This window comes from Nitrospina gracilis 3/211 (assembly GCF_000341545.2).
GTDB classification, from domain to species: domain Bacteria; phylum Nitrospinota; class Nitrospinia; order Nitrospinales; family Nitrospinaceae; genus Nitrospina; species Nitrospina gracilis.
Genome location: NZ_HG422173.1, coordinates 903,567 through 923,692 on the forward strand (window position 1 = coordinate 903,567; position 20,126 = coordinate 923,692).

A 20,126-nucleotide genomic window follows, 5' to 3' on the forward strand; every position below is an offset into this window, starting at 1 on the left:
ATATCGCAAAGGCCACTCCATGCATGAAGTATATAAAGAAACGTCGATCGCGGACATTCACCGCATCCTGAATTACTGCCACCACCACAACGTGACCCGGGGGGGGCTGTTCGAGGTGTTCACCACTCCCGGCACCGACGTCCACATGGTCATCGTCAATTCCGGCGGCAACGACCAGCCGCTGGAACAGTTCCGGCCGCTGGGCGCGTTTTACCTGAATTACACCCAGCCCGGTGCCATCACCATCGAAGTGGACGACCCGCATTTCGACGGCATGCCCGAACGCAAGTACCACGTCGCGGCCATCCGCCAGGTCATTGACCTGCTCCTGGAACATGCTCGCCCCGGAACCACCATTTCTTTCAATGACCTGCCTTCCATCCCCAAATCCTGATTGCTTTTGCCTCCTCGCAGGGTGATACAATCGAAGAAAGCAACAGAAGGGGGAACACACGCCCAATCGGGCGTATCATCCCACACTCATCCGGAGATTTCGACATGTACGGAATCAACACATCGACACGGTATTTCTTAAGCACCTTGTTTTTGGCGGGACTTTTGTTGTTGGGGTTCGCGTCTTCCGCTTCGGCCGAAATGGGCAAACACCGCACCCCCGACGGCAAGCTGAAGGTGCTGTACCACATCGACGGCAACGACGTGGCGGTCGCCAAGTACGCCATGGCACTCGTCAAGAAACACATCGAGGCGGAAGGCGGGATGGACAAGATCGACATCAAGGTCGTCGTGCACGGCCCGGCGTTGATGCTGTTCGACCGCGACGACGTCGATCCCGAATTGAAGTCGAAACTGAAATCGGTGATGGACATGGGCGTGGAGCCGGAGATGTGCCAGGTGTCGATGAAGCTGTTCGGCCGGCCTTTGGACAGGCTTGTGGCCGGATTCATTCCCACCGAGCACCCGGTGGCGGTGAAACGCATCGCCGACCTGCAGGAGCAGGGGTATCTCTACATCAAACCCTGACCTTTATATCTAAAATCCATCCGAATTCCCTTTTCAATCCTCTCCTGTAACGGGGGAGGATTGAAAAGGGTTGCCCATGATCCTTCCCTTTTTATTTTTCTGAAAAGCCAAAACAAAAAAAGGCTGCGTGCTGGATGCCGCGAGTGGGTCCGTCTATGATTACTTTCCTGCCAGGCCGGGAGTCGGATAGTCGGTGAGCTTGCTGAAAAGCAGGGCCTGTGTTTCTCGGTCGAGGCGTCCGGTTACCTCCAGCCGGTGGGCCTGTTGAAAACGCTCGACGGCTTTTTCCGTCAGCGGACCGAACTGCGGCGCGTTGGGCTTGTCGAAAAAGCCCAGTGTTTTGAGTTGCGCCTGCAACCACAGCACCGCCTCGCCTTCGTCGTTGCGGCCGAGCGACTCCGGAAGGTTCTCAAAATTTTTCCAAACGATCTCCGCCTTGCGGTCCCAGACGGGATCGATGAGTGCCAGCGGAATCTGCAACAGTCCCTTCGCACCGAACAGGCCGATGTTGCCGATGCGTCCCAGGTAGGTCAGGTGGTGCCGTCCGGTGGTTTCGCCCAAGTCGATTGTGATGAGCGCCGGGTAGTTCAGCGCGGTCAGCCGTTCCAGGTTTGCGTTTAAAGAAAGCGTCTGCAGGTTGTTCCCCGATTGCAGGTTCTGCCAGCCCGTCTGTCTTAATTCGGCAATGGTTTCCAGCGTGATGCCCCAGGTTTTCAGCATCCATCGTTGCGCGTAGGCCTCGCTTTCCTCGCCCGTCATGGTGGAAAAATAACCGTGAAGCTGACCCGCATGCACCACCCGGTACGCGCCGGAAGGTGTCACCAGCGGCGGCCCGGCGGGAGCGTGCAGGGAAGCGGAGGGCGGTTGTATCGATTCCAGTTTGCCCGCCCGCCGGGGATTCATCAGGTTGTGCTGGATCACGGGGTCGAGGTCGACGCCCCACGCCGGGCGCCAGTCCACCTGGTCACGCACGGCGTAAAACAATCCGGTTCCGGCAACGAGGGCGAGCAGGATCAACCCCAGGACCGCCTTCACGCATTTGAGCAGGAACGACGGTTCGCGGTCCAGTCCGCCAAGGTCGTCCGCCGCCTGCCTTATGAATTTCCCGGAAATCTTTTTCGTGCCCTCGTTGTGGGCGAGGGTCAGGGCGCGGTCCATCAGCGCGTTGATCATACGTGGCACGCCCTTGGAAAAACGGTACACGTTGTCAAAAGCGCGGTCGTCGATCAGCACCTTGCCCTTGCCGCCCGCGCGTTGCAGGCGATAGCGGATGTAGCCCCGCGTCTCTTCACGGTTGAACGGGGTCCACACGCGTTGCAGGGCGATGCGTTGGCGTACTGACTTCCATTCGGCTTTCGATAAAAAGCGGTCGAGTGCGGGTTGGCCAAGCAAAATGAACTGGATCAGTTTGTCCGTTTCTGTTTCCAGGTTCGACAGCAGCCGGATCTCCTCCCATACCGGGGCCGAAAGGTTCTGCGCCTCGTCGATCAAAATCGCCGTCCGCCGTCCGGCCCGGTACTCGGCCAGTAAAAACTGCGACAATTCACGAACCAGCTCCTTTTTGCTGGTGGAATCGGCGGGCAGGCCAAACTGCTGGTTGAGCGATTGCAGAAGCTCGATGCCGTCCTCCGCCGGAATGTGGATGCAGGCGAAGCGATAGGGGCCTTTCAGGTTTTTAAGAAAACTTTTGCACAGCGTGGTTTTGCCCGTGCCGGGTTCGCCGGTGATTTTCAAAAACCCCTTGCCTTCTTCAAGACCCATCAAGAGCGCCGCCAGCATGTCCTTGTGGCGGTGCGGCAGGTAGAGGTAATCCGGGTTGGGGGTCAGGTCGAACGGCTTCTCGGTGAAACCGAAAAACTCCGGGTACATTTGACGCCGGCGGGGGCGTGGAGCCGCGGGCGCGGTTTGAGACTCGCCTTCGGCGTAACCGGAATCCGGCGCGCCCTGTGTTTCGGAATTCATTTTGCCTGAAGACAGTGCGTCCAGCAGTTGGTATGAATCCAGCTCGTGCGGTTGGCCCATGTCTGCGCTTTTGAAAGGACCTGGCCGGCGGGCGGTCAAGGTCGGGATGCCGCCGCCGTCAACCAGTTAAGTTAAAATAAATCAATTAATTATGGTCAAATCGGCGCGAAGAAAATTATAATGCATTACTATACAAAGGTTTAGGGTTTGTGTAAACCGAAAAAGAATTTTAACTGATTGATTTTTAAAGATTTTCTGTTTTTGGGGGATTGGGTTCAGGGGGGAGGGCTGAATCCGGCAAGCTCCGGGGTTGCGCGGCAATGGAAACTTGCGGCACACTTGGGAGTGGAACCACACCACCCTGAACCTTGTCATGGACCGATGTGCCGTGAGTGCTTCATTCCTGAAATGCCCCATCTGCAAAAAGAGAACGGAGAAGGAGGGCAATGCGTTTTTTCCGTTCTGTTCCGAGCGTTGCCGGCTGGCCGACCTGGGTAAGTGGCTGGACGGTGCCTACGCCATACCGGACACACAAACCCCGCCTTCGCCGGAAGAACCGGAGTCCGAAAACAATTATTGAAGCGGGTTGAGGAGGGGTCGGGACGTGTGGAACGGTCCTTGCCCAAACGGAGCTTCTCCGACCGGGCTATGTCTAACCGGGCTGTGCCCGGTCAGGACTGAATGTTGCGCGCGGGGATTTTGCGCATCAGGATTTCCAGTATGGAGTTGTCGTAAAGGATGATGGCGACGTCTTTCATGCCGTCCTTATTGAAGTCGCTTCCGGCAATGGCCCACGGATGGCGACCGACTGGATAGTTGAAGTGGGGATAGATGAAGGTGCCGTCGCCGCGTCCCTGCAGAAGGCTCACCGAGTTGTCACGTTCGTTGAGGATCAGAAGATCCGGCACGCCGTCGCCGGAAAATTCGCCGGGGATGATGTGGCGCGGGCCCTTCTCCGCCGCGAACTCTTCGGTCGGACGGAACCCGCCTTTGCCGTCGCCTAAAAACAAGGTCAGGCTGTCGGTGGTGGGACTGGACACGATGAGGTCCATGTTGCCGTCGCGGTTCATGTCCGCCTGCTCGATGTACGTGGCCTGGTGACCTCCGCGTATGGTTTTCGGCGGCAGGAAGGTGCCGTTGCCGTTGCCGAAGAAGATGCGGATGTAATCGGCCTTCACCCCGTTGAACGCGACGGCGAGGTCCTGGTTGCCGTCGTTGTCGTAATCGCTCACCACCACGCGCACCGGCAGGCTGTGCGCCTTGTAGGCTTCTGCCAGTTTGAACGTGCCGTCCCCGTTGCCGAGAAAGATGATCAGTTTGTCAAAACGGAGCGAGACCACCAGATCGATCTTGCGGTCGTTGTTGAAATCGCCGGTGGCGATGTTGATCGGAAGTTTTCCCGCTTTCACCGTGCCCGCGTTTTTGAACACGCCGTCCTTCTGGCCGAGGAAAACCTGTATGTTGCCGTCGCCGTAGTTGCACACCGCGATGTCGGCGATGCCGTCGCCGTTGAAATCCTCCGCCGCCAGCGCCATCGGTTCGCGCCCGGTGTCCATGGTGAACGGGTCCTTGAAGGTACCGTCGCCGCGTCCTTCAAAAAACATGATGTTGTTGTCCTGCGAATTGGCCACCAGGATGTCGGGAAAATCGTCGCTGTTCATGTCGTGGGCGATGATCATCGCCGGCTTTTTACCCACGTCGTACATGGTGGGCATGTGGAATGGATCCGGGTCCTTGGCGCGCGGACCGGAATCGCAGGCGGACAAGGGGAGCCACATCAGGGCGAATACAGCGAAAAACAGGAAAAAACGGTGAGACACGATACGGAAAAACCGGGAACCCGGCCGGACAGAGGGTTTGAGGAATCAGGTCAATGCCTGTTTCTCATATATACAGAATATCGAACGGCTTGTAAAGCGGGGAAAGCGCCTTGACTCCTTAAAGGCTGATGGTATAATTTTAGTGTTTTCAATCACTTATAAAGTCAGCCTGCGTGATGGCCCCAATCCGTTTATTGAAATGGGCGGCCCTTCTGGCCGCCGTGTTGTTTCTGACCAGTTGCAGTGTGCTGGATGCCTGGCGCTATCCGGCGCCGCAGGGCGTGTACCACACCGTGTCCAAGGGGCAGACGCTGTATTCCATCTCGCAGGCCTACGGGGTGAAGGTGCGGGTGCTCATGCGTGTCAACGGGCTGGAGAACCCCACCCAGTTGCGCGCTGGCAGGCACCTTTGGATTCCAGGAGTGGATCGTGTGAAGCACGTCCCGCCGACGGTGGGATACGCCAAAAAAAAATCCCAGCGAAAACAGCGCACGGCCTCACGCAAACGCAAACCCACCGACAAGCGCGTGGCGCGCAAGGCATTTTCCAAGTACCTCATCTGGCCGGTGAACGGTGTCATCACCTCGCGGTTCGGTCCGCGTGGACGCAGCACCCATGAAGGCCTCGACATCGGTGCGAGTACCGGCACGCCGGTGTTCGCCGCTGCCGACGGGCTGGTCAAGTTTTCCGGTTGGGGACCGACGGGATACGGACGCATGGTGATCATCAAGCACCCGAACCATCTCACCACGGTGTACGCGCACAACTCCGAGAACCTGGTGAAGAAGGGACAGAAGGTGACGAAGGGGCAAATCATCGCCAAGGTCGGCGCCACCGGCCGCGCATCCGGGCCGCATTTGCATTTTGAAGTGCGTAACGACACGCACCCGAAAGACCCCCTGTTATATCTTCCCTGAATGGGCTACAATCCTGCGGCATTCGAGTGACACCCGCCCAAAACCACATCGCCTGTTGAACGAGAGGAGACACCACGGCATGAAGGAAATCAAGGAATACATCCGCGACATCCCGGACTTTCCCAAGGAAGGGATCGTCTTCAAGGACATCTCGCCCCTTCTCAACCACTCCGACACCTTCAACCGCGTTATCGAAATGTGGAAGGAGCGGTATGCCAACCACGGGATCGACACTGTGGTCGGCGTGGAGGCGCGCGGCTTCGTGTTCGCCGCCGCCGTGGCCTACGCCATCGGTGCGGGATGCGTGATGATTCGCAAACCCCGCGAGCTTCCATACAAGACGTTCAGCAAAACCTACGACCTGGAATACGGTACCGACACCCTCGAGGTGCACCAGGATGCCATCGACCCGGGCAACAAGGTGCTGGTGATCGACGACGTGCTCGCCACCGGCGGCACCATGGAGGCGGTGCTGGAGTTGTTGATGGACAATTTCAAGTGCGAGCTGGTGGAAGTGACGTTCCTGATGGAGCTGTCGTTTCTGGGCGGCCGCGACAAAATGAAAAACCTGCCCGTCTATTCCCTCGTCAGTTACTGAACCGAAAAGACCGGATTTCAGTCCGCTCGCACGCGCAAACCCAGGCTCTCCGCCAACTGCCAGGCGGGCTCGAAATCCGGGTCCAGATTCAGCGCCTGCTGCAGGTGCAGCACGGCACGGTCGAATGTCTCCTGCGTGACGCCCCCGGGCCAAGAAAGCTGGTAGTGCGCGAACAGGGTGTGGTAGCGCGGATCGGCATCAAACAGGAACAGGGCCGATCCCAGGGCGAGCCCCGCCTCGGCCACCCGGTTTGCCAGCAATGCATCCGCCCCCTTGCGGAAATATTCTTCCGCCGTGGGGTGCCTGGTCCCGGTGATGGAGATCGACCCCAGGAGGTCGTTGAATGAGTTCCTAACCGGTCCGGTGAACATGCCTCCTCCCGCTGTCAGGCCCTGCCGGTACACGTGAAACAACTGGACCCGTCTTCTTTTCTCCTCTTTCTCAACCACGTACGATTCGGTGAGCAGGTCCAGCTGGTCGCCCGGAATATGCCGGGCTTTTTTATTCGAGCGAAGGTGGAACTGGAAGTCCAGCTCAAGCCCGCGTTCCATAACGAACAGCAGGCCCATGCGTTCCTCATGCCATTTGCGAACGAGCTCCAGTTCGGTCGCTTTGTAGTTGAGATGATGGAAGTACGATGCCGCGGACAGGGAGCCCAGCAGGCTCTGGACAAAAGTCCTGTCTTGCAGAAAAACCCGCGTCCCGTCCGGGGTCTGCAACGCCATCGCGCGCAGGATGAAGTCGTAATGAATGAGCCCCTGCTTCAAAATGTTCCGCCTTTGCGTGCGGAAAGTTTCAGAATCCATGCGGACGTGAAATACATCGACCATCCGCGTGCCTTCGGGGAGAAGGATGCGATATCCCATCGGCAGGAGGAAGGGTGTGGCGTTCAAAGGCGTGCGCATTCCTGCCACCGGGGAAGTTTTCATTTTCGGAAAGTTCAGTGCCACCACGAATCCCGTGACCATGGGCACCAGTCCCACGAACAGGATAGTCAGTCCGACGTTCTTCAAATGGCGCCGCGGTCGTTTGAGCTTCACCGTCTCATCGATGAAGCGGGAGTAAATGGAGGGATGCTGAAGAAACGCGATGGCGGCGGCGAAGATGGCAAAATGAAAAAGATAGAACCATCCCATCCCACGCACGCCCAGGAACACCATCTTCAGGTACACGTAGCCGAAATAGAAAACCACCAGCGTCAATTGCGCGAAGAACCAGCCCCAGAGCCGGGGACGGAGCAGGCCGTATGCGGATATCCAGCAGGATGCGACCAGCATGACCTGCCAGTTCAGCCAGAAGTAATCCCAGTAGACATTGATGTTGCGGGGAAAGTCGTCGAGGTAAAGACGCGCCAGGAAATACAGGCCGAGGCCCAGCGCCGTCATGCCCATCAAAGGCGGAATGATTTTGCGGGTCGGTTTCTCCAAAAAAGCCCCCCGTTGTTGAGGGCATTATCTTCAAATCCGGAGTGGATGAAAAGGGAGAATGTTTTCCTACTCCGGACGCAGTCCGCGCCCACGGACCATCGCCGGGACTATCGGGGATTAGCCATTTGCCCCGGACGCAGTCCGCGCCCACGGACCATCGCCGGGACTATCGGGGATTAGCCATTTGCCCCGGACGCAGTCCGCGCCCACGGACCCTCGTTCGCTCACTGGGCAGTAGCCATTCGCTTCCGGGTGCAACCCGGTCAGCGCGACAGGATCTGTACGGGGATTTCTCTGGAAAGGGCTTCCACCACGCTTGCGACATCACTTTCGAAATCCGGTGTGATCATGAGCTCGATGTGGCCGCGCTTGGGATCGAGCGTGCGCACCACGGCGAGGCCGTCATAGGCTTCGAAGGTGCCGACGATGTAGGCGATGTCCTTCGGCTCGACTTCCAGGATCCATTGAACCGAATCGGTATGCGGCGGTTGCATGTGGGGGAATCGTTACGCGGCGGGGCGTTGGTGGTTTCGGCGGAGCCGGTAAGGCCGCGCGAGCGCCGCTCCAGCATGAGCATCAGCAGGCTCACCGCCGAGGGCGTGACGCCTGAGATGCGCGACGCCTGGCCGAGCGTCGCCGGACGGATGCTCTCCAGCTTCTGCACTTCCTCGCGCGACAACCCGGCGATGTCTTCGTACGCGAGGTCGTTCGGGATGACGTAGTTTTCGAGCTTCTTCTGTTTTTCGACGAGGTGGTTCTGCCGCTGGATGAACGCCTCGTACTTGACCTCGATCTCCACCTGCTTGGCCACCGCCTCCGGCACCGCGTCCGCGCCGTCGCCGAACACCTCCATCAACTGCGCGTGCGTCACCTCCGGCCGGGTGAGGAGTCCGCTCAACGGCGTCGGCCCCTTGAGATTGCCAATGCCCAATCGGGCGAGCTTCGGTTTGGTCAGCTTGTCCGGCACCACGGTGGTTGTGCGCAGGCGGTCGATCTCTGCCGCCACCCGGCGGTGGCGCTCGACGCACCCGGCATGGGTGTCGCCGGAGACCAGTCCCAGTGCATGCCCCTTCGCCATCAGGCGTTGATCGGCGTTGTCCTGGCGGAGCAGGAGCCGATACTCGGCGCGCGAGGTGAACATGCGGTACGGCTCCAGCGTGCCTTTGGTGACGAGGTCGTCGATCAGCACGCCGATGTAGGCGTCCATGCGCGTCAGCACGAACGGCGGTTTGCCTTGGACTTTCAGCGCGGCGTTGATGCCCGCCATCAGGCCCTGCGCCGCCGCTTCCTCATAACCCGAGGTGCCGTTCAACTGCCCGGCGTGAAACAGGCCGGACACGCGCTTGGTCTCGAGCGTGGGTTTGAGTTGCGTCGGCGGGATGAAATCATATTCCACCGCGTAGCCCGGCCGCACCAGTTCCGCCCGCTCCAGCCCCGGGATGGTGCGCACGAACTCCTGCTGAATCTCCTGCGGCAGGCAGGTGGAGATGCCGTTCGGGTACACCCAGTCGGTGTCCAGTCCCTCCGGCTCCAGAAAGATGTGGTGCGACAGTTTGTCGGGAAATTTGACGAGTTTGTCTTCGATCGACGGACAGTAGCGCGGGCCGATGCCCTCGATGACGCCGCTGTAGAGCGGCGACTGGTCCATGTTGGCGCGGATGACTTCCGCCGTGCGGTCGTTCGTATAGGTGATGTGGCACGGCACCTGCGGCCGGTGATCGACGGATTCCGTGGAAAACGAAAACGGTTGCGGGTCGGGGTCGCCGTCCTGCACCTCGCAGACGGAGAAGTCGATGGTGCCCGCCTTGATGCGCGGCGGCGTGCCGGTTTTCAGCCGTCCCACCTCGAAGCCGCAGGCGAAAAAGGAGTCGGAGAGCTTGTTCGACGGTTGCTCGCCCATGCGCCCGGCGGCGTGATTCTCGAGGCCGATGTGGATGCGGCCTTTCAGAAACGTGCCGGTGGTGATGATCACGGCGGTTGCATAATACTCGTTGCCCCCGGCGGTGCGGAGTCCCTGGATGACGTGGTTGTGCACCAGCAGTTCCTCGGCTTCTTCCATCACGATGTCGAGGTTCGGTTGCGCTTCCAGCACGCGGCGCATCTCGGCTTTGTAGGCGTGCTTGTCCGCCTGCGCGCGGTTGCCCTGCACGGCGGGGCCTTTCGACGCGTTGAGCATGCGGAACTGGATGCCGGTGGCGTCGATCACCTTCGCCATCTCGCCACCGAGTGCGTCGATCTCGCGCACCATGTGGCCCTTGCCGACGCCGCCGACGGCGGGGTTGCACGGCATGAGGGCGATGTTGTCCAGGTTGAGCGTGAGGAGCAGGGTGGAACACCCCATCCGCGCCGCGGCCAATGCCGCTTCGCACCCCGCATGCCCCGCACCGATCACTATGACGTCATACCGTTTCATGAAAACCTTCTTTTTTTTCCAAGCATCAAAGGTACTGTGAAACCATATATCATACAATAATATGAAAGTTTTTACCCCATCTGTGTTCTTCGGTGTCCCTCTGTGGGTCCCCTTTTGGTTTTAGGGAATGCGCCCACATACCATCGTTCGCCCACTGGGTATTAGCCGGTTGGCTCCGGCTCCCAGCGGGGCGCCCGCTGACCATCGTTCGCCCACCGAGTATTAGCCATCTACTTGCAGGCGTTGCCTGCCGTTGACTTTGTAAGGGATTGGCGGTTTAATGTGCGGCGACGCTCACCCGATCCACTTCCTTGAAAGTTAAGGTCATGCCCGAGTTGTTTTTCGAAATCGGAACGGAGGAAATCCCCGCCGGCTACATCGAGCCCGCGCTCAAGCACCTGTCGGGACAGCTTTCCGATTACCTGGAGAAGCACCGCCTGCACGCCGGAAAACCGGTGTGGATGGGCACGCCGCGCCGCCTCGCCGTGTGCGTGCCGGACGTCGCCGACAGGCAGGAGGACGTGGTCGAGACGCACCTTGGCCCCAGCGTCAACATCGCTTACGACAAGGATGGCAACCCGACCAAGGCGGCCATCGGCTTCGCCAAGGGCAAGGGGGTGGAGCTTTCGGAAGTGACCACCGAGTCCACGCCGAAAGGCGACGTGCTCTGCGCCCGGGTCGAGAAGAAGGGCCAGCCGACGCCGGACATCCTGAACGCCTACCTGCCGGAGCTGTTCGGCTCGATTCCGTTTCCCAAAAAAATGCGCTGGGCCGACGGCAAACTGGCGTTCGCCCGCCCGGTGCACTGGATCGCCGCGTTGTTCGACGGTCAGCCGCTCCAATTCGAGTTCGGCGGCATCGCCGCAGGCAACACGTCGTACGGTCACCGCTTCCTGCGTCCCGACGCCTTCCCCGTCAAAAGTTTCGATGATTACCGCAAGCAGGCGGAGGCGCATTGCCTGGTGGTCGATCCCACGGCGCGCCTGCAACGCATCCGCGAACAGCTCAACCAACTGGCCTCGGAAGTCGGCGGCACGATACAGGAAGACACCGAACTGCTCGACACGGTGACGCACCTCGTCGAGTACCCGGTGACTCTGCGCGGCGAGTTCGACGCGCGTTATCTCGAGTTGCCGAAGGAACTGCTTGTCATCACCATGAAGCACCACCAGAAATACTTTCCCGTGTGGAAAGGCGGCGATCTTCTGCCGTACTTCCTCGCCGTCAGCAACATGAAGACACAGGACGGCACGTTGATCCGGCAGGGCAACCAGCGGGTTCTGCGCGCGCGGCTCGACGACGCACGGTTCTTTTACGACGAGGACCGCAAGCGCAAACTGGAAGAGTTCGTCGAGGAACTCAAGGGCGTGGTGTTTCAGAAGGACCTCGGCACCGTGTACGAACGCACCGAACGCATCCAGGCCCTCGTCACCGCGCTCACCGGTGAGATCCAGCCGGGACAGATTCTCCCCGTTGATGGCAAGGCCACCCAGCGCGCGGCGATGTTGTGCAAGGCGGATCTGGTGACGCAGATGGTGTACGAATTCCCGGAGTTGCAGGGCGTGATGGGCGGGTACTACGCGCTCCATTCCGGCGAGGTTGCAGACGTGGCGACGGCGGTGAAGGAACATTACAAGCCCGCGTTCGCCGGCGACAGCGTGCCCTCCACCCTGACCGGCGCGCTGGTGGCCATCGCCGACAAGCTGGACACCATCGTCGGCTGCATCGGCGTCGGGCTCATCCCCTCCGGTTCCGAGGACCCGTACGCGCTTCGCCGCAACGCGCTGGGCATCATCCAGATCCTGATTCATTACGATTTGCAGACCAGCCTCGAGTGGCTGATCGACCAGGGTATTTCCATTCTGGGTGACAAAGCCAAACTCGAGCCGGACAAAATCCGCTATCATTGCCTCGAGTTGTTCTCGCAACGGTTGAAAACGTTGCTCACGCAGGAGGGGTTCGAATACGACGTCATCGATGCCGTACTGAGCACGCGGGTCGATTCGTTCAAGGACATCAAAGAGAAGGCGATCGCCCTTTCCGACCTGAAAAAACAGCCGTATTTCGAGGCATTGGCCATCGCTTTCCGGCGGGTCGCGAGCATCATCGATGGCCAGGTTCCGGATGAGGTGAATCCGGATTACCTGAAAGAAGAACCCGAGCGCGCGCTCAACGAAAAATTCGTGGAACTGCGCCCGGTGGTTGAAAGCTGCCTCAATATCCGCGATTATTCGTCGGCGCTGGCGAAGATCGTGGAAATCAAGCCGGCGGTGGACCGGTTTTTCGACCACGTCATGGTGAACGTCGAGGACCCGAAGCTGCGGCAAAACCGCATGGCGTTGCTGAAATCCATCTCCGCGCTGTTTTCGCAACTGGCGGATTTTTCGAAGATCGTAGTCAAAAAAAGTTGAAATGAAAAAGCGGGTTCGCTAACCTGAGGCCCGTTTTTCCGATTAACCTTATAGGAGTCAATTCCTTACACCCCCTGACCGGGGTGTTCATACAAATGAGTCCCAATTCCAAGTACGTTTATTTTTTCGGAGCCGACCAGACCGAAGGCAAAGCAGAAATGCGCGAGTTGCTCGGAGGCAAAGGCGCCAACCTGGCGGAAATGGCTTCCCTCGGCATCAACGTGCCGCCCGGCTTCACCATCACCACCGAAGCCTGCAACTACTATTTCAAAAAAGACAAGACCCTGCCCCCGTCCCTGTGGGACGAAATCATAAAAAACCTCAAAAGCCTTGAGAAGGCCATGGGCAAGACGTTCGGCGGCAAGAAGGATCCGCTTTTGCTGTCGGTGCGTTCCGGTGCGCGCGTGTCCATGCCGGGCATGATGGACACCGTCCTCAACCTCGGCCTCAACGAGGACACAATGAAGGCGCTGGCCAAGAAGACCAGCAACAACTGGTTCGCCCACGACTGTTACCGCCGCTTCATCGCCATGTTCGGCAACGTGGTGCTGGGCATCGACGGCGAACATTTCGAAACCATCCTCGAGCGCAAAAAAGAGAAGCGCAAGGTGGAGTTCGACACCGAACTGCTGGTGGACGACCTCAAGGGCGTCATCAAGGATTTCAAGGCACTGGTGAAGAAGAAGGTGGGGCATGCGTTTCCGGAGGACCCGGTCGAGCAGTTGCGGATGGCCATTGAGGCCGTGTTCAACTCGTGGAACATTCCGCGCGCCATCCATTACCGGCGGCTGAACCACATTCCCGAAGACTGGGGTACGGCGGTGAACGTGCAGTCGATGGTGTTCGGCAACATGGGCCCGACCTCCGCCACCGGCGTGGCGTTCACGCGCAATCCCGCCACCGGCGAGAAAAAGTTTTATGGCGAGTACATGATCAACGCGCAGGGCGAGGACGTGGTGGCGGGCATCCGCACGCCGCAACCCATCGCCAAGCTGAAAGAAGACATGCCCGCCAGTTACGATGAGCTCCTTGAGGTGTACCAGACCCTGGAAAACCACTACAAGGACATGCAGGACATCGAGTTCACCATCGAGGACAACCGGCTCTACATGCTCCAGACGCGCGCGGGCAAACGCACCGCGGCGGCGGCGATCCGCATCGCCGTGGACATGGTGAACGAAGGATTGATCAGCAAGCAGGAGGCGCTGCTGCGCGTTCCCGCGGAACAGGTGGACCAGATATTCCATCCCATGATCGACCCGAAAAGCAAGGTCAAGGTGCTGGGCAAGGGATTGGGGGCGTCTCCCGGCGCGGCCACCGGCAAGGTGGTGTTTTCGCCGGATGCGGCGGCGGAGTTGGCGCGCAAGAAAGAGCGTGTCATCCTCGTGCGTACCGAAACCTCTCCGGAAGACATTCACGGAATGAGTGTGGCGCAGGGCATCCTCACGGCGAAGGGCGGCATGACTTCCCACGCGGCGGTGGTGGCCCGCGCCATGGGCAAGCCCTGCGTGTCGGGTCTCGGCGAACTCAGCGTCGATACGCGCAAAAAGAAAGCGTGGCTTAACGGTACGGAGATCAAGGAACTCGACGCCGTCACCCTGGATGGGGCCGACGGACGCGTCATGCTGGGCTCGGTGAAACTGGTGCAACCGCGCATCACCGGGTATTTCAAGCAACTCATGAGCTGGGTGGACAAGGTGCGAAACCTGAGCGTGCGCGCCAACGCGGACACTCCGCACGACGCGCTGGTGGCACGGGAGTTCGGCGCGCAGGGTATCGGGCTGTGCCGCACCGAACACATGTTTTTCGACGAAGACCGCATCCTCCTTGTGCGCAAGATGATCGTCGCCGACAAGGAAAAGACGCGGGAAGAGGCGCTGAAGAAACTCCTGCCCATTCAGCGGAGCGATTTCACGCAGATCTTCAAGGCGATGGAAGGGCTGCCGGTGACCATCCGCCTGCTCGATCCCCCGCTTCACGAATTCCTGCCTGCCGACCCGAAGGAAATCAAGGCCCTCGCCAAACAGATGAAGGTCTCCCCCTCGGCGTTGACCAAGAAAATCCACTCCCTAAAGGAAGCCAATCCCATGCTGGGCCTGCGCGGTTGCCGGCTGGGTTTGATGTTTCCGGAAATTTATAAGATGCAGGTCAGCGCCATCATCGAAGCCGCCTGCAAGCTGGTGAAAAAGGGAACCAAGGTGTACCCGGAGATCATGATCCCGCTGGTCGGCCATGTCGAGGAATTGCGTCAGGTCCGTTCCCAGTTGGACGAAGTGGCGCAGGACATCATCAAAAAGGCGAAAGTGAAGCTCGATTACAAGGTAGGTACGATGATCGAACTGCCCCGGGCCGCCATCACCGCAGATGAGATCGCCGCCGAAGCGGACTTTTTCTCCTTTGGCACCAACGACCTGACGCAGACCACGTTCGGCCTCAGCCGCGACGACTCCGGCATGTTCCTGCCGGAATACATCGAGATGGGCGTGCTGGACCGCGACCCGTTCGTCAGCGTGGACGTGAGCGGCGTGGGCGAGTTCGTGCGCATTGGGGCGGAGAAAGGCCGGGCGGCGAACAAGAAAATCCATCTCGGCATCTGCGGCGAACACGGCGGCGATCCGAAATCCATCGAGTTCTTCAACAGTCTCAAGCTGGATTACGTCAGCTGCTCCCCGTTCCGCGTGCCGACGGCGCTTCTGGCCGCGGCGCAGGCGGCCATCAAGGACCCGAAACCCTGATTTTTCCGTGGTTGGGTGGTTTCCAGAATCGGGTTGACTTCAAAAATGGGCGCCACCATAATTGGTCCATCCTGAAGAGGTTGTGTCGTCCCGCAGCTTTGGCTGTATTCATTCAAGGGCGATCCCCCAAAAGAAATGGCAACCCGGCGGAGCCCGCCGATTAAGGAAAGGCTCGGAGGTTTTTTCATGAAAATCGCAATGACCGGTATCACCGGCATGGTCGGGTCCCACCTGATCAACAAACTCCACGGCAAAAAGTCCGCCGAGGAAGACCCGAAACTCGGTCCGGCCAATTTCGACGTGCGTGCCCTCATCCGCGAAGGCAGTGTGGTGGAGCACCTCAAGCCGTTTGAAGAAGTGGATTACGTCATCGGCGGGCTGGAGGACAAGGAATCCCTGAACAAACTGGTGGAAGGCCGCGACGTGGTCATTCATCTTGCGCATTTCCCCGGTCCGGTGCAGACCGCCGATCAACTGGTGAATGTGAATGTCAGCGGATCGTTTGACCTGCTGGAAGCGGCGCGCCGCGCCAAGGTGAAGCAGTTCATCTTTATAAGTGCGTGCAACGTGTTTGGCCAGGTCCTTCCCACGGTCAATGAAGAACGCCCGCTGGACGAAACGCATCCCGTACAACCCGGAACGCTTTACGGGTCCATCAAGTCAGCGATCGAATCGTTCTGCTTTTTCTTCCAGAAGAGCCGTTATTTCGACGTCACCATCTTCCGCCCGGTGCTCGTTTACGGCGTGCGACCGGAGATTCAGAAGTCCGAGTGGTTCAACACCGTCGATTTTCTCGCTACCAATTACAACGTGGACGTGAAGGGAAGCACCAAGTACGTGTCCGTCGATTCCGTGATCCAGGGCATCGTCAACAGCCTGGGCAACAAGGACTGCGCAGGCAAGGTGTACCACCTCGTGGACGATCACATCCACAACATGGAGCTGGCAAAGATGATCGCGGAAACCATCGACTCGTTTGGCGAGGTCGAGGGCACCATGGGTGAGAACGGCGTGCCCATGTCCAACCAGGCGGCGCGCGATCTGGGCGTCACCTTCCGCGGCCGCGACGGAGTGCTCGAGTACATCAAGAAGATTCACGAACTGCAGATGACCTACGGAGGCGAGCGCAAGATCGAGAACTGGTGAGCCGCTGCTCCCGCTTGACGATCGCCTCTTCACACCCCATCACCCTTCGCACACACCCAACATGCTGGCATCCGATTCCTTTATTGAAAAATTAAGAGAGCGCGGCTACGACTTCTTCACCGGAGTGCCGTGCTCATTATTGTCCGGTCTCATCTCCGCCCTGGAAGCGCGCGAAGACGTATCGTATTTTCCGTCGGTGCGGGAGGATGCGGCGGTGGGCCTGTGCGCGGGTGCGTTCATGGCCGGCAAAAAACCGGTGCTGCTCATGCAGAACTCCGGCCTCGGTTACAGCCTGAACGCCTTCACCTCGCTCAACCTCATCTACAACCTGCCGGTGCTGGTGATCATGAGCTGGCGCGGGTGCGGTGGCAAGGACGCGCCGGAGCACATCATTATGGGCGACGTGAACGAAAAACTTCTGGAGACCGCGGGCATGGAGTTCGACGTCATTGGCGAGGACAACGTCGATGCCCTGCTGACGCAGGCGGAAGACGCCTGGGCCAAACACCTGCCCTACACCCTGCTGGTCAAGAAAGGCATGTTCGATGAAAGGCATTGAGGTTTACAGGGAACTGGCGCCCCTGCTGAAAGACGAACCGGTGGTGTGCGCCAACGGCTACATCAGCCGCGAGTTTTTCAACGTGGACGACCGCAAAGGAAACTTTTACATGATCGGGTCGATGGGCCTGGCGTCCTCCATCGGCCTGGGTGTGGCCATGGCGCGGCCCGACCGAAAAACGATCATCCTTGACGGCGACGGCAACGTACTGATGGCGATGGGGACGCTGGCGATGATCGCCGCCGCCCAGCCGAAAAACCTCCTGCACATCTGCATCGACAACGAGGTGTACGAGTCCACCGGCAAACAGCGGTCCCTTTCCAATGTGATCCGGTTGGAAGAAGTGGCGAAGAGTTCCGGTTACACGCAGGTCCTGCGCGTGACGAAAAAGGAAGAGTTGAAACCCGCCTACGAAAAACTGCACGCCGCCGAAGGCCCCACGTTCCTGCTGGTGAAGGTGGAGCCGGGATTCGATCCCGGAACGGGCCGGGTGACACACACTCCAGAAGAAATAAAAAACCGGTTCATGGAAGCGGTCGCCGGGTAGCGATCCCCTCCACAAACCGGTGTCCGGGCCGGTTGGTATTTATTCTGGCTGTGCGATGGGCGTAAAAGTCCCCCCTGTTGAGGACAGCCTGATTGCCATTGTCTGGATGACGTGCAAATCACCCATCCTCGCGCTGTTCCTCGATGATCTCGCTCATCGCCTGTTTCAGGCGAAGGTGATCTTCCGAGGGAACCTGGCGGACCACTTCATTGCTTTCCGGGTCCACGAACTTGACCACCAGCCGGTGGTCTTCCGTGACATCGCGCACCGCTTTGGTCGGCGCAAACGGGTTTCCCGATTCCGATCCGGTCCGGTTGGAACCGGAGGCGCGCAAGCCGCGCGTGGAAAGCGATACGGTGTCGACCCTGGCATTCTGTTTGCCGGATGCCACCTGGTTCGCAGCCTGGGACGCCTGCACCGTCCCTGCAGGACGGGTTGCCACAGACTGAGGGGCCGGTTTGACCGGTACCAGGTTGGAAATCGCAGTTGGGTTGACTTCTGCTGCCATGTTGCATCACCTCACATTTCAATTCGCTCTAAAATGGTGATTTGGAACCTCAATGAAGGCTCCTTTTTGAGGGCCATACATTGGTTCCGTACATCTCTACGGCAGGAACAGGACCCGACTTGAGGGGTGTTCCTGATTTTTTTTAAAAAAAATGCGGGATTCCGAAACAGGGCCGGGAGCACCATGAAAGCCATTGATTTCAGGGTGATTTTTATTGAATCTCCAGTCAGGGATTTGTTGAATTGAGGGCGCCTTTGACGGTATGATGAGCGATTTCAAACGACAACCTGTTAAAAAGAGAGCCAACGGGGGAGCCCCCTCATTTTCTGGGTGATATCCGGTTCATGAAAGAATTTTCCAAAATCCTGCATTATGCCAGGCCCTACACGAAAAACATCGTTCTGGCCTTTTTGTGCCTGGCCCTGACGTCGGTCATCACCCTGATCCTGCCGCTCATCGTGCGCAACATGATCAATGCCGTGGTGGTGCAGAACAATGTGGAGGCGCTCAACAGCCTGACGTTCGACCTCGTCGTCATCATCACGTTCCAGATGGTATTTGGCGTGACCACCAACTATATCCTGGGTTTTGTCGGCAACCGCATTACCGCCGACTTCCGCATGGAGTTTTTCGGGCACATCCAGAAGCTGTCACTGTCGTTTTTTCATTCCCGGCGGGTGGGTGAAATCCTGTCTCGCATGGGCAACGACATCACCGTCATCCAGAAAGCGCTCGTCACCATTCCGGTCGCCGTGTTCCGGCAGACCATCACCCTGCTCGGCGGACTCGCCATCATCATTTACCTGAACTGGAAGCTGACCGGACTCATCCTCCTCATTTTGCCGCCACTCATGCTGTTTGCGCGGGTGTTTGGCAAGCGGCTCAAGGACCTTTCGGCGCAGGTGCAGGACCGGCTGGCCAACGCGACGGTGGTGCTCGAGGAGATGGTGTCGTCCATCAAGGTGGTCAAGTCCTACACGCGCGAACCGTACGAGCAGAAACGGTTTGAGGAGGGCATCGAGGACGCTTTCGACGCCGAAGTGAAGAAAGTGAAAATTTCGGCGGCCTTCGGTCCGTTCATCCTGTTTCTCACGTTTCTGGTTTCGACGGCACTGGTGTGGTACGGCGGGCGCCAGGTGATGCTCGGCGCGACCACGCCGGGCGAACTGGCGGCGTTTTTCCTCTACGCCATCATCATCGCCGGACCCATAGGCACTTTCGTTCGCCTGTACACGCAGATTCAGGAAGCGCTGGGCGCCATCCGCCGGGTGTACGAGATCATGGACCTGAAACCGATTGTCCAGCAACCGGAAAACCCGGTGGTGCTGGACCGCATCGAGGGCCGGATCGATTTCGATCACGTCACCTTCGGGTACTCGCCGGAGCGGCCGGTGATCGAGGACGTGACTCTGAGCATTCACCCCGGCGAGCGCGTGGCGCTGGTGGGGCCGAGCGGCGCGGGCAAGTCCACCCTCATCCAGCTCCTGCACCGCTTCTTCGATGTCAACCAGGGCGCCATCCGTGTGGACGGGCACGACGTGCGCGAACTCGATCTCACGGCGTATCTGAAACAGGTGGCGCTGGTGCCGCAGGAAACACACCTGTTCGGCGGTACGGTGCGAGAGAACATCCTGTACGGCAAACTCGACGCGACGGAAGAGGAACTGCAACGCGCCGCCAAAACCGCCAATGCGGAAGCTTTCATCCGGAATCTGGAAAAGGGATACGACACCATTGTCGGCGAAAAGGGCGTGAAGCTTTCCGGCGGTGAACGCCAGCGCGTAGCCATCGCCCGCGCCATGCTGAAAGACCCGCGCATCCTCGTGCTGGACGAGGCGACCTCGTCGCTCGACACCCAGTCGGAGCACCTCATCAGCGAAGCGCTGGAGCAGCTGATGAAAGGCCGGACGACGTTCATCATCGCGCACCGGCTGAGCACCGTCCACAACGCCGACAAGATCGTGGTTCTGGAAAAAGGCCGCGTGGTGGAGGTCGGCACTCACACCGAACTCATGGAGAAGGAAGGTTTGTACTACCACCTCTACACCCTGCGCCTGTTCGACGACGCGCCCTTGACGCTGGAAGAAGAAACCTGATTTCGG

General features: G+C 59.1%; 16 protein-coding genes and 1 pseudogene. 11 read left to right on the forward strand and 6 right to left on the reverse strand.

Features of this window, described 5'->3' with window-relative positions:
- Positions 1–19 precede the first annotated feature (19 nt).
- The gene (locus TX82_RS04270) at positions 20–394 is read left to right on the forward strand and encodes a hypothetical protein (RefSeq protein ID WP_005007429.1); all 375 of its coding nucleotides are present in this window, start codon (positions 20–22) and stop codon (positions 392–394) included.
- 104 nt (positions 395–498) lie between these two features.
- A complete protein-coding gene (locus tag TX82_RS04275; RefSeq protein WP_005007430.1) occupies positions 499–981 on the forward strand; it encodes a DsrE family protein in 483 nt (160 codons plus the stop codon).
- A 159-nt stretch (positions 982–1,140) separates the two neighbouring features.
- On the opposite strand, the gene TX82_RS15045 is transcribed toward TX82_RS04275, so the two are convergent.
- Entirely contained in the window at positions 1,141–3,003 is a 1,863-nt protein-coding gene (locus tag TX82_RS15045) for an ExeA family protein (RefSeq protein WP_005007434.1), read from the reverse strand.
- Positions 3,004–3,331: 328 nt separating this feature from the next.
- Between TX82_RS15045 and TX82_RS04285 the strand changes: the two genes are divergently transcribed.
- On the forward strand, positions 3,332–3,523 hold the full coding sequence (locus TX82_RS04285; RefSeq protein ID WP_222822963.1) for a DNA gyrase inhibitor YacG: 192 nt from the start codon (positions 3,332–3,334) through the stop codon (positions 3,521–3,523).
- 91 nt (positions 3,524–3,614) lie between these two features.
- On the opposite strand, the gene TX82_RS04290 is transcribed toward TX82_RS04285, so the two are convergent.
- Entirely contained in the window at positions 3,615–4,658 is a 1,044-nt protein-coding gene (locus TX82_RS04290) for an FG-GAP repeat domain-containing protein (RefSeq protein WP_222822964.1), read from the reverse strand.
- A gap of 281 nt (positions 4,659–4,939) precedes the next feature.
- Between TX82_RS04290 and TX82_RS04295 the strand changes: the two genes are divergently transcribed.
- Positions 4,940–5,680 (forward strand): LysM peptidoglycan-binding domain-containing M23 family metallopeptidase, encoded by a 741-nt coding sequence (locus TX82_RS04295; protein ID WP_005007437.1) that lies wholly within the window; start codon positions 4,940–4,942, stop codon positions 5,678–5,680.
- A gap of 79 nt (positions 5,681–5,759) precedes the next feature.
- Positions 5,760–6,278, forward strand: a complete 519-nt coding sequence (locus TX82_RS04300; protein ID WP_005007439.1) for an adenine phosphoribosyltransferase — start codon at positions 5,760–5,762, stop codon at positions 6,276–6,278.
- Positions 6,279–6,295: 17 nt separating this feature from the next.
- Here the strand turns inward: TX82_RS04300 and TX82_RS04305 are convergent, their stop codons facing one another.
- The 3 genes and pseudogenes from TX82_RS04305 to mnmG all read right to left on the reverse strand — a co-directional run bounded on the left by TX82_RS04305 (position 6,296) and on the right by mnmG (position 10,118).
- Positions 6,296–7,705, reverse strand: a complete 1,410-nt coding sequence (locus TX82_RS04305; protein WP_005007442.1) for a hypothetical protein — start codon at positions 7,703–7,705, stop codon at positions 6,296–6,298.
- A 263-nt stretch (positions 7,706–7,968) separates the two neighbouring features.
- Positions 7,969–8,100, reverse strand: a pseudogene (locus tag TX82_RS17085) (DUF4911 domain-containing protein); the annotation flags it as partial.
- A complete protein-coding gene (gene mnmG / locus TX82_RS04315; protein ID WP_005007446.1) occupies positions 8,052–10,118 on the reverse strand; it encodes a tRNA uridine-5-carboxymethylaminomethyl(34) synthesis enzyme MnmG in 2,067 nt (688 codons plus the stop codon). The pseudogene TX82_RS17085 and the gene mnmG, both read right to left, overlap by 49 nt.
- A 326-nt stretch (positions 10,119–10,444) precedes the next feature.
- Here mnmG and glyS point away from each other — a divergent pair, with 326 nt between their 5' ends.
- The 5 genes from glyS to TX82_RS04340 all read left to right on the forward strand — a co-directional run bounded on the left by glyS (position 10,445) and on the right by TX82_RS04340 (position 17,516).
- Positions 10,445–12,529 (forward strand): glycine--tRNA ligase subunit beta, encoded by a 2,085-nt coding sequence (gene glyS, locus TX82_RS04320; RefSeq protein ID WP_005007447.1) that lies wholly within the window; start codon positions 10,445–10,447, stop codon positions 12,527–12,529.
- 95 nt (positions 12,530–12,624) lie between these two features.
- Positions 12,625–15,264 carry a pyruvate, phosphate dikinase gene (gene ppdK, locus TX82_RS04325; protein ID WP_005007448.1) on the forward strand — a complete coding sequence of 880 codons (2,640 nt, stop codon included), beginning with the start codon at positions 12,625–12,627 and terminating at the stop codon, positions 15,262–15,264.
- Positions 15,265–15,450: 186 nt separating this feature from the next.
- Complete coding sequence (locus TX82_RS04330) at positions 15,451–16,410, forward strand: NAD-dependent epimerase/dehydratase family protein (RefSeq protein ID WP_005007449.1); 960 nt, start codon at positions 15,451–15,453, stop codon at positions 16,408–16,410.
- A 61-nt stretch (positions 16,411–16,471) separates the two neighbouring features.
- Complete coding sequence (locus TX82_RS04335; protein WP_005007450.1) at positions 16,472–16,969, forward strand: thiamine pyrophosphate-binding protein; 498 nt, start codon at positions 16,472–16,474, stop codon at positions 16,967–16,969.
- Entirely contained in the window at positions 16,956–17,516 is a 561-nt protein-coding gene (locus TX82_RS04340; RefSeq protein WP_005007451.1) for a thiamine pyrophosphate-dependent enzyme, read from the forward strand. The genes TX82_RS04335 and TX82_RS04340 overlap by 14 nt, the downstream gene beginning before the upstream one ends.
- A 118-nt stretch (positions 17,517–17,634) precedes the next feature.
- Here TX82_RS04340 and TX82_RS04345 read toward each other — a convergent pair whose 3' ends face one another.
- Entirely contained in the window at positions 17,635–18,024 is a 390-nt protein-coding gene (locus TX82_RS04345) for a flagellar protein FlaG (protein ID WP_005007453.1), read from the reverse strand.
- A gap of 344 nt (positions 18,025–18,368) precedes the next feature.
- Here TX82_RS04345 and TX82_RS04350 point away from each other — a divergent pair, with 344 nt between their 5' ends.
- Positions 18,369–20,120, forward strand: coding sequence for an ABC transporter ATP-binding protein (locus TX82_RS04350; protein ID WP_005007454.1), 1,752 nt, complete (start codon positions 18,369–18,371; stop codon positions 20,118–20,120).
- Positions 20,121–20,126 lie beyond the last annotated feature (6 nt).

Coding starts and splice junctions, on each gene's coding strand:
- TX82_RS04270 (WP_005007429.1), top strand. CDS start 20: ATGCATGAAGTATATAAAGAAACGTCGATCGCGGACATTCACCGCATC.
- TX82_RS04275 (WP_005007430.1), top strand. CDS start 499: ATGTACGGAATCAACACATCGACACGGTATTTCTTAAGCACCTTGTTT.
- TX82_RS15045 (WP_005007434.1), bottom strand. CDS start 3,003: ATGGGCCAACCGCACGAGCTGGATTCATACCAACTGCTGGACGCACTG.
- TX82_RS04290 (WP_222822964.1), bottom strand. CDS start 4,658: ATGCCCACCATGTACGACGTGGGTAAAAAGCCGGCGATGATCATCGCC.
- TX82_RS04295 (WP_005007437.1), top strand. CDS start 4,940: ATGGCCCCAATCCGTTTATTGAAATGGGCGGCCCTTCTGGCCGCCGTG.
- TX82_RS04300 (WP_005007439.1), top strand. CDS start 5,760: ATGAAGGAAATCAAGGAATACATCCGCGACATCCCGGACTTTCCCAAG.
- mnmG (WP_005007446.1), bottom strand. CDS start 10,118: ATGAAACGGTATGACGTCATAGTGATCGGTGCGGGGCATGCGGGGTGC.
- glyS (WP_005007447.1), top strand. CDS start 10,445: ATGCCCGAGTTGTTTTTCGAAATCGGAACGGAGGAAATCCCCGCCGGC.
- ppdK (WP_005007448.1), top strand. CDS start 12,625: ATGAGTCCCAATTCCAAGTACGTTTATTTTTTCGGAGCCGACCAGACC.
- TX82_RS04330 (WP_005007449.1), top strand. CDS start 15,451: ATGAAAATCGCAATGACCGGTATCACCGGCATGGTCGGGTCCCACCTG.
- TX82_RS04335 (WP_005007450.1), top strand. CDS start 16,472: ATGCTGGCATCCGATTCCTTTATTGAAAAATTAAGAGAGCGCGGCTAC.
- TX82_RS04340 (WP_005007451.1), top strand. CDS start 16,956: ATGAAAGGCATTGAGGTTTACAGGGAACTGGCGCCCCTGCTGAAAGAC.
- TX82_RS04345 (WP_005007453.1), bottom strand. CDS start 18,024: ATGGCAGCAGAAGTCAACCCAACTGCGATTTCCAACCTGGTACCGGTC.
- TX82_RS04350 (WP_005007454.1), top strand. CDS start 18,369: ATGAAAGAATTTTCCAAAATCCTGCATTATGCCAGGCCCTACACGAAA.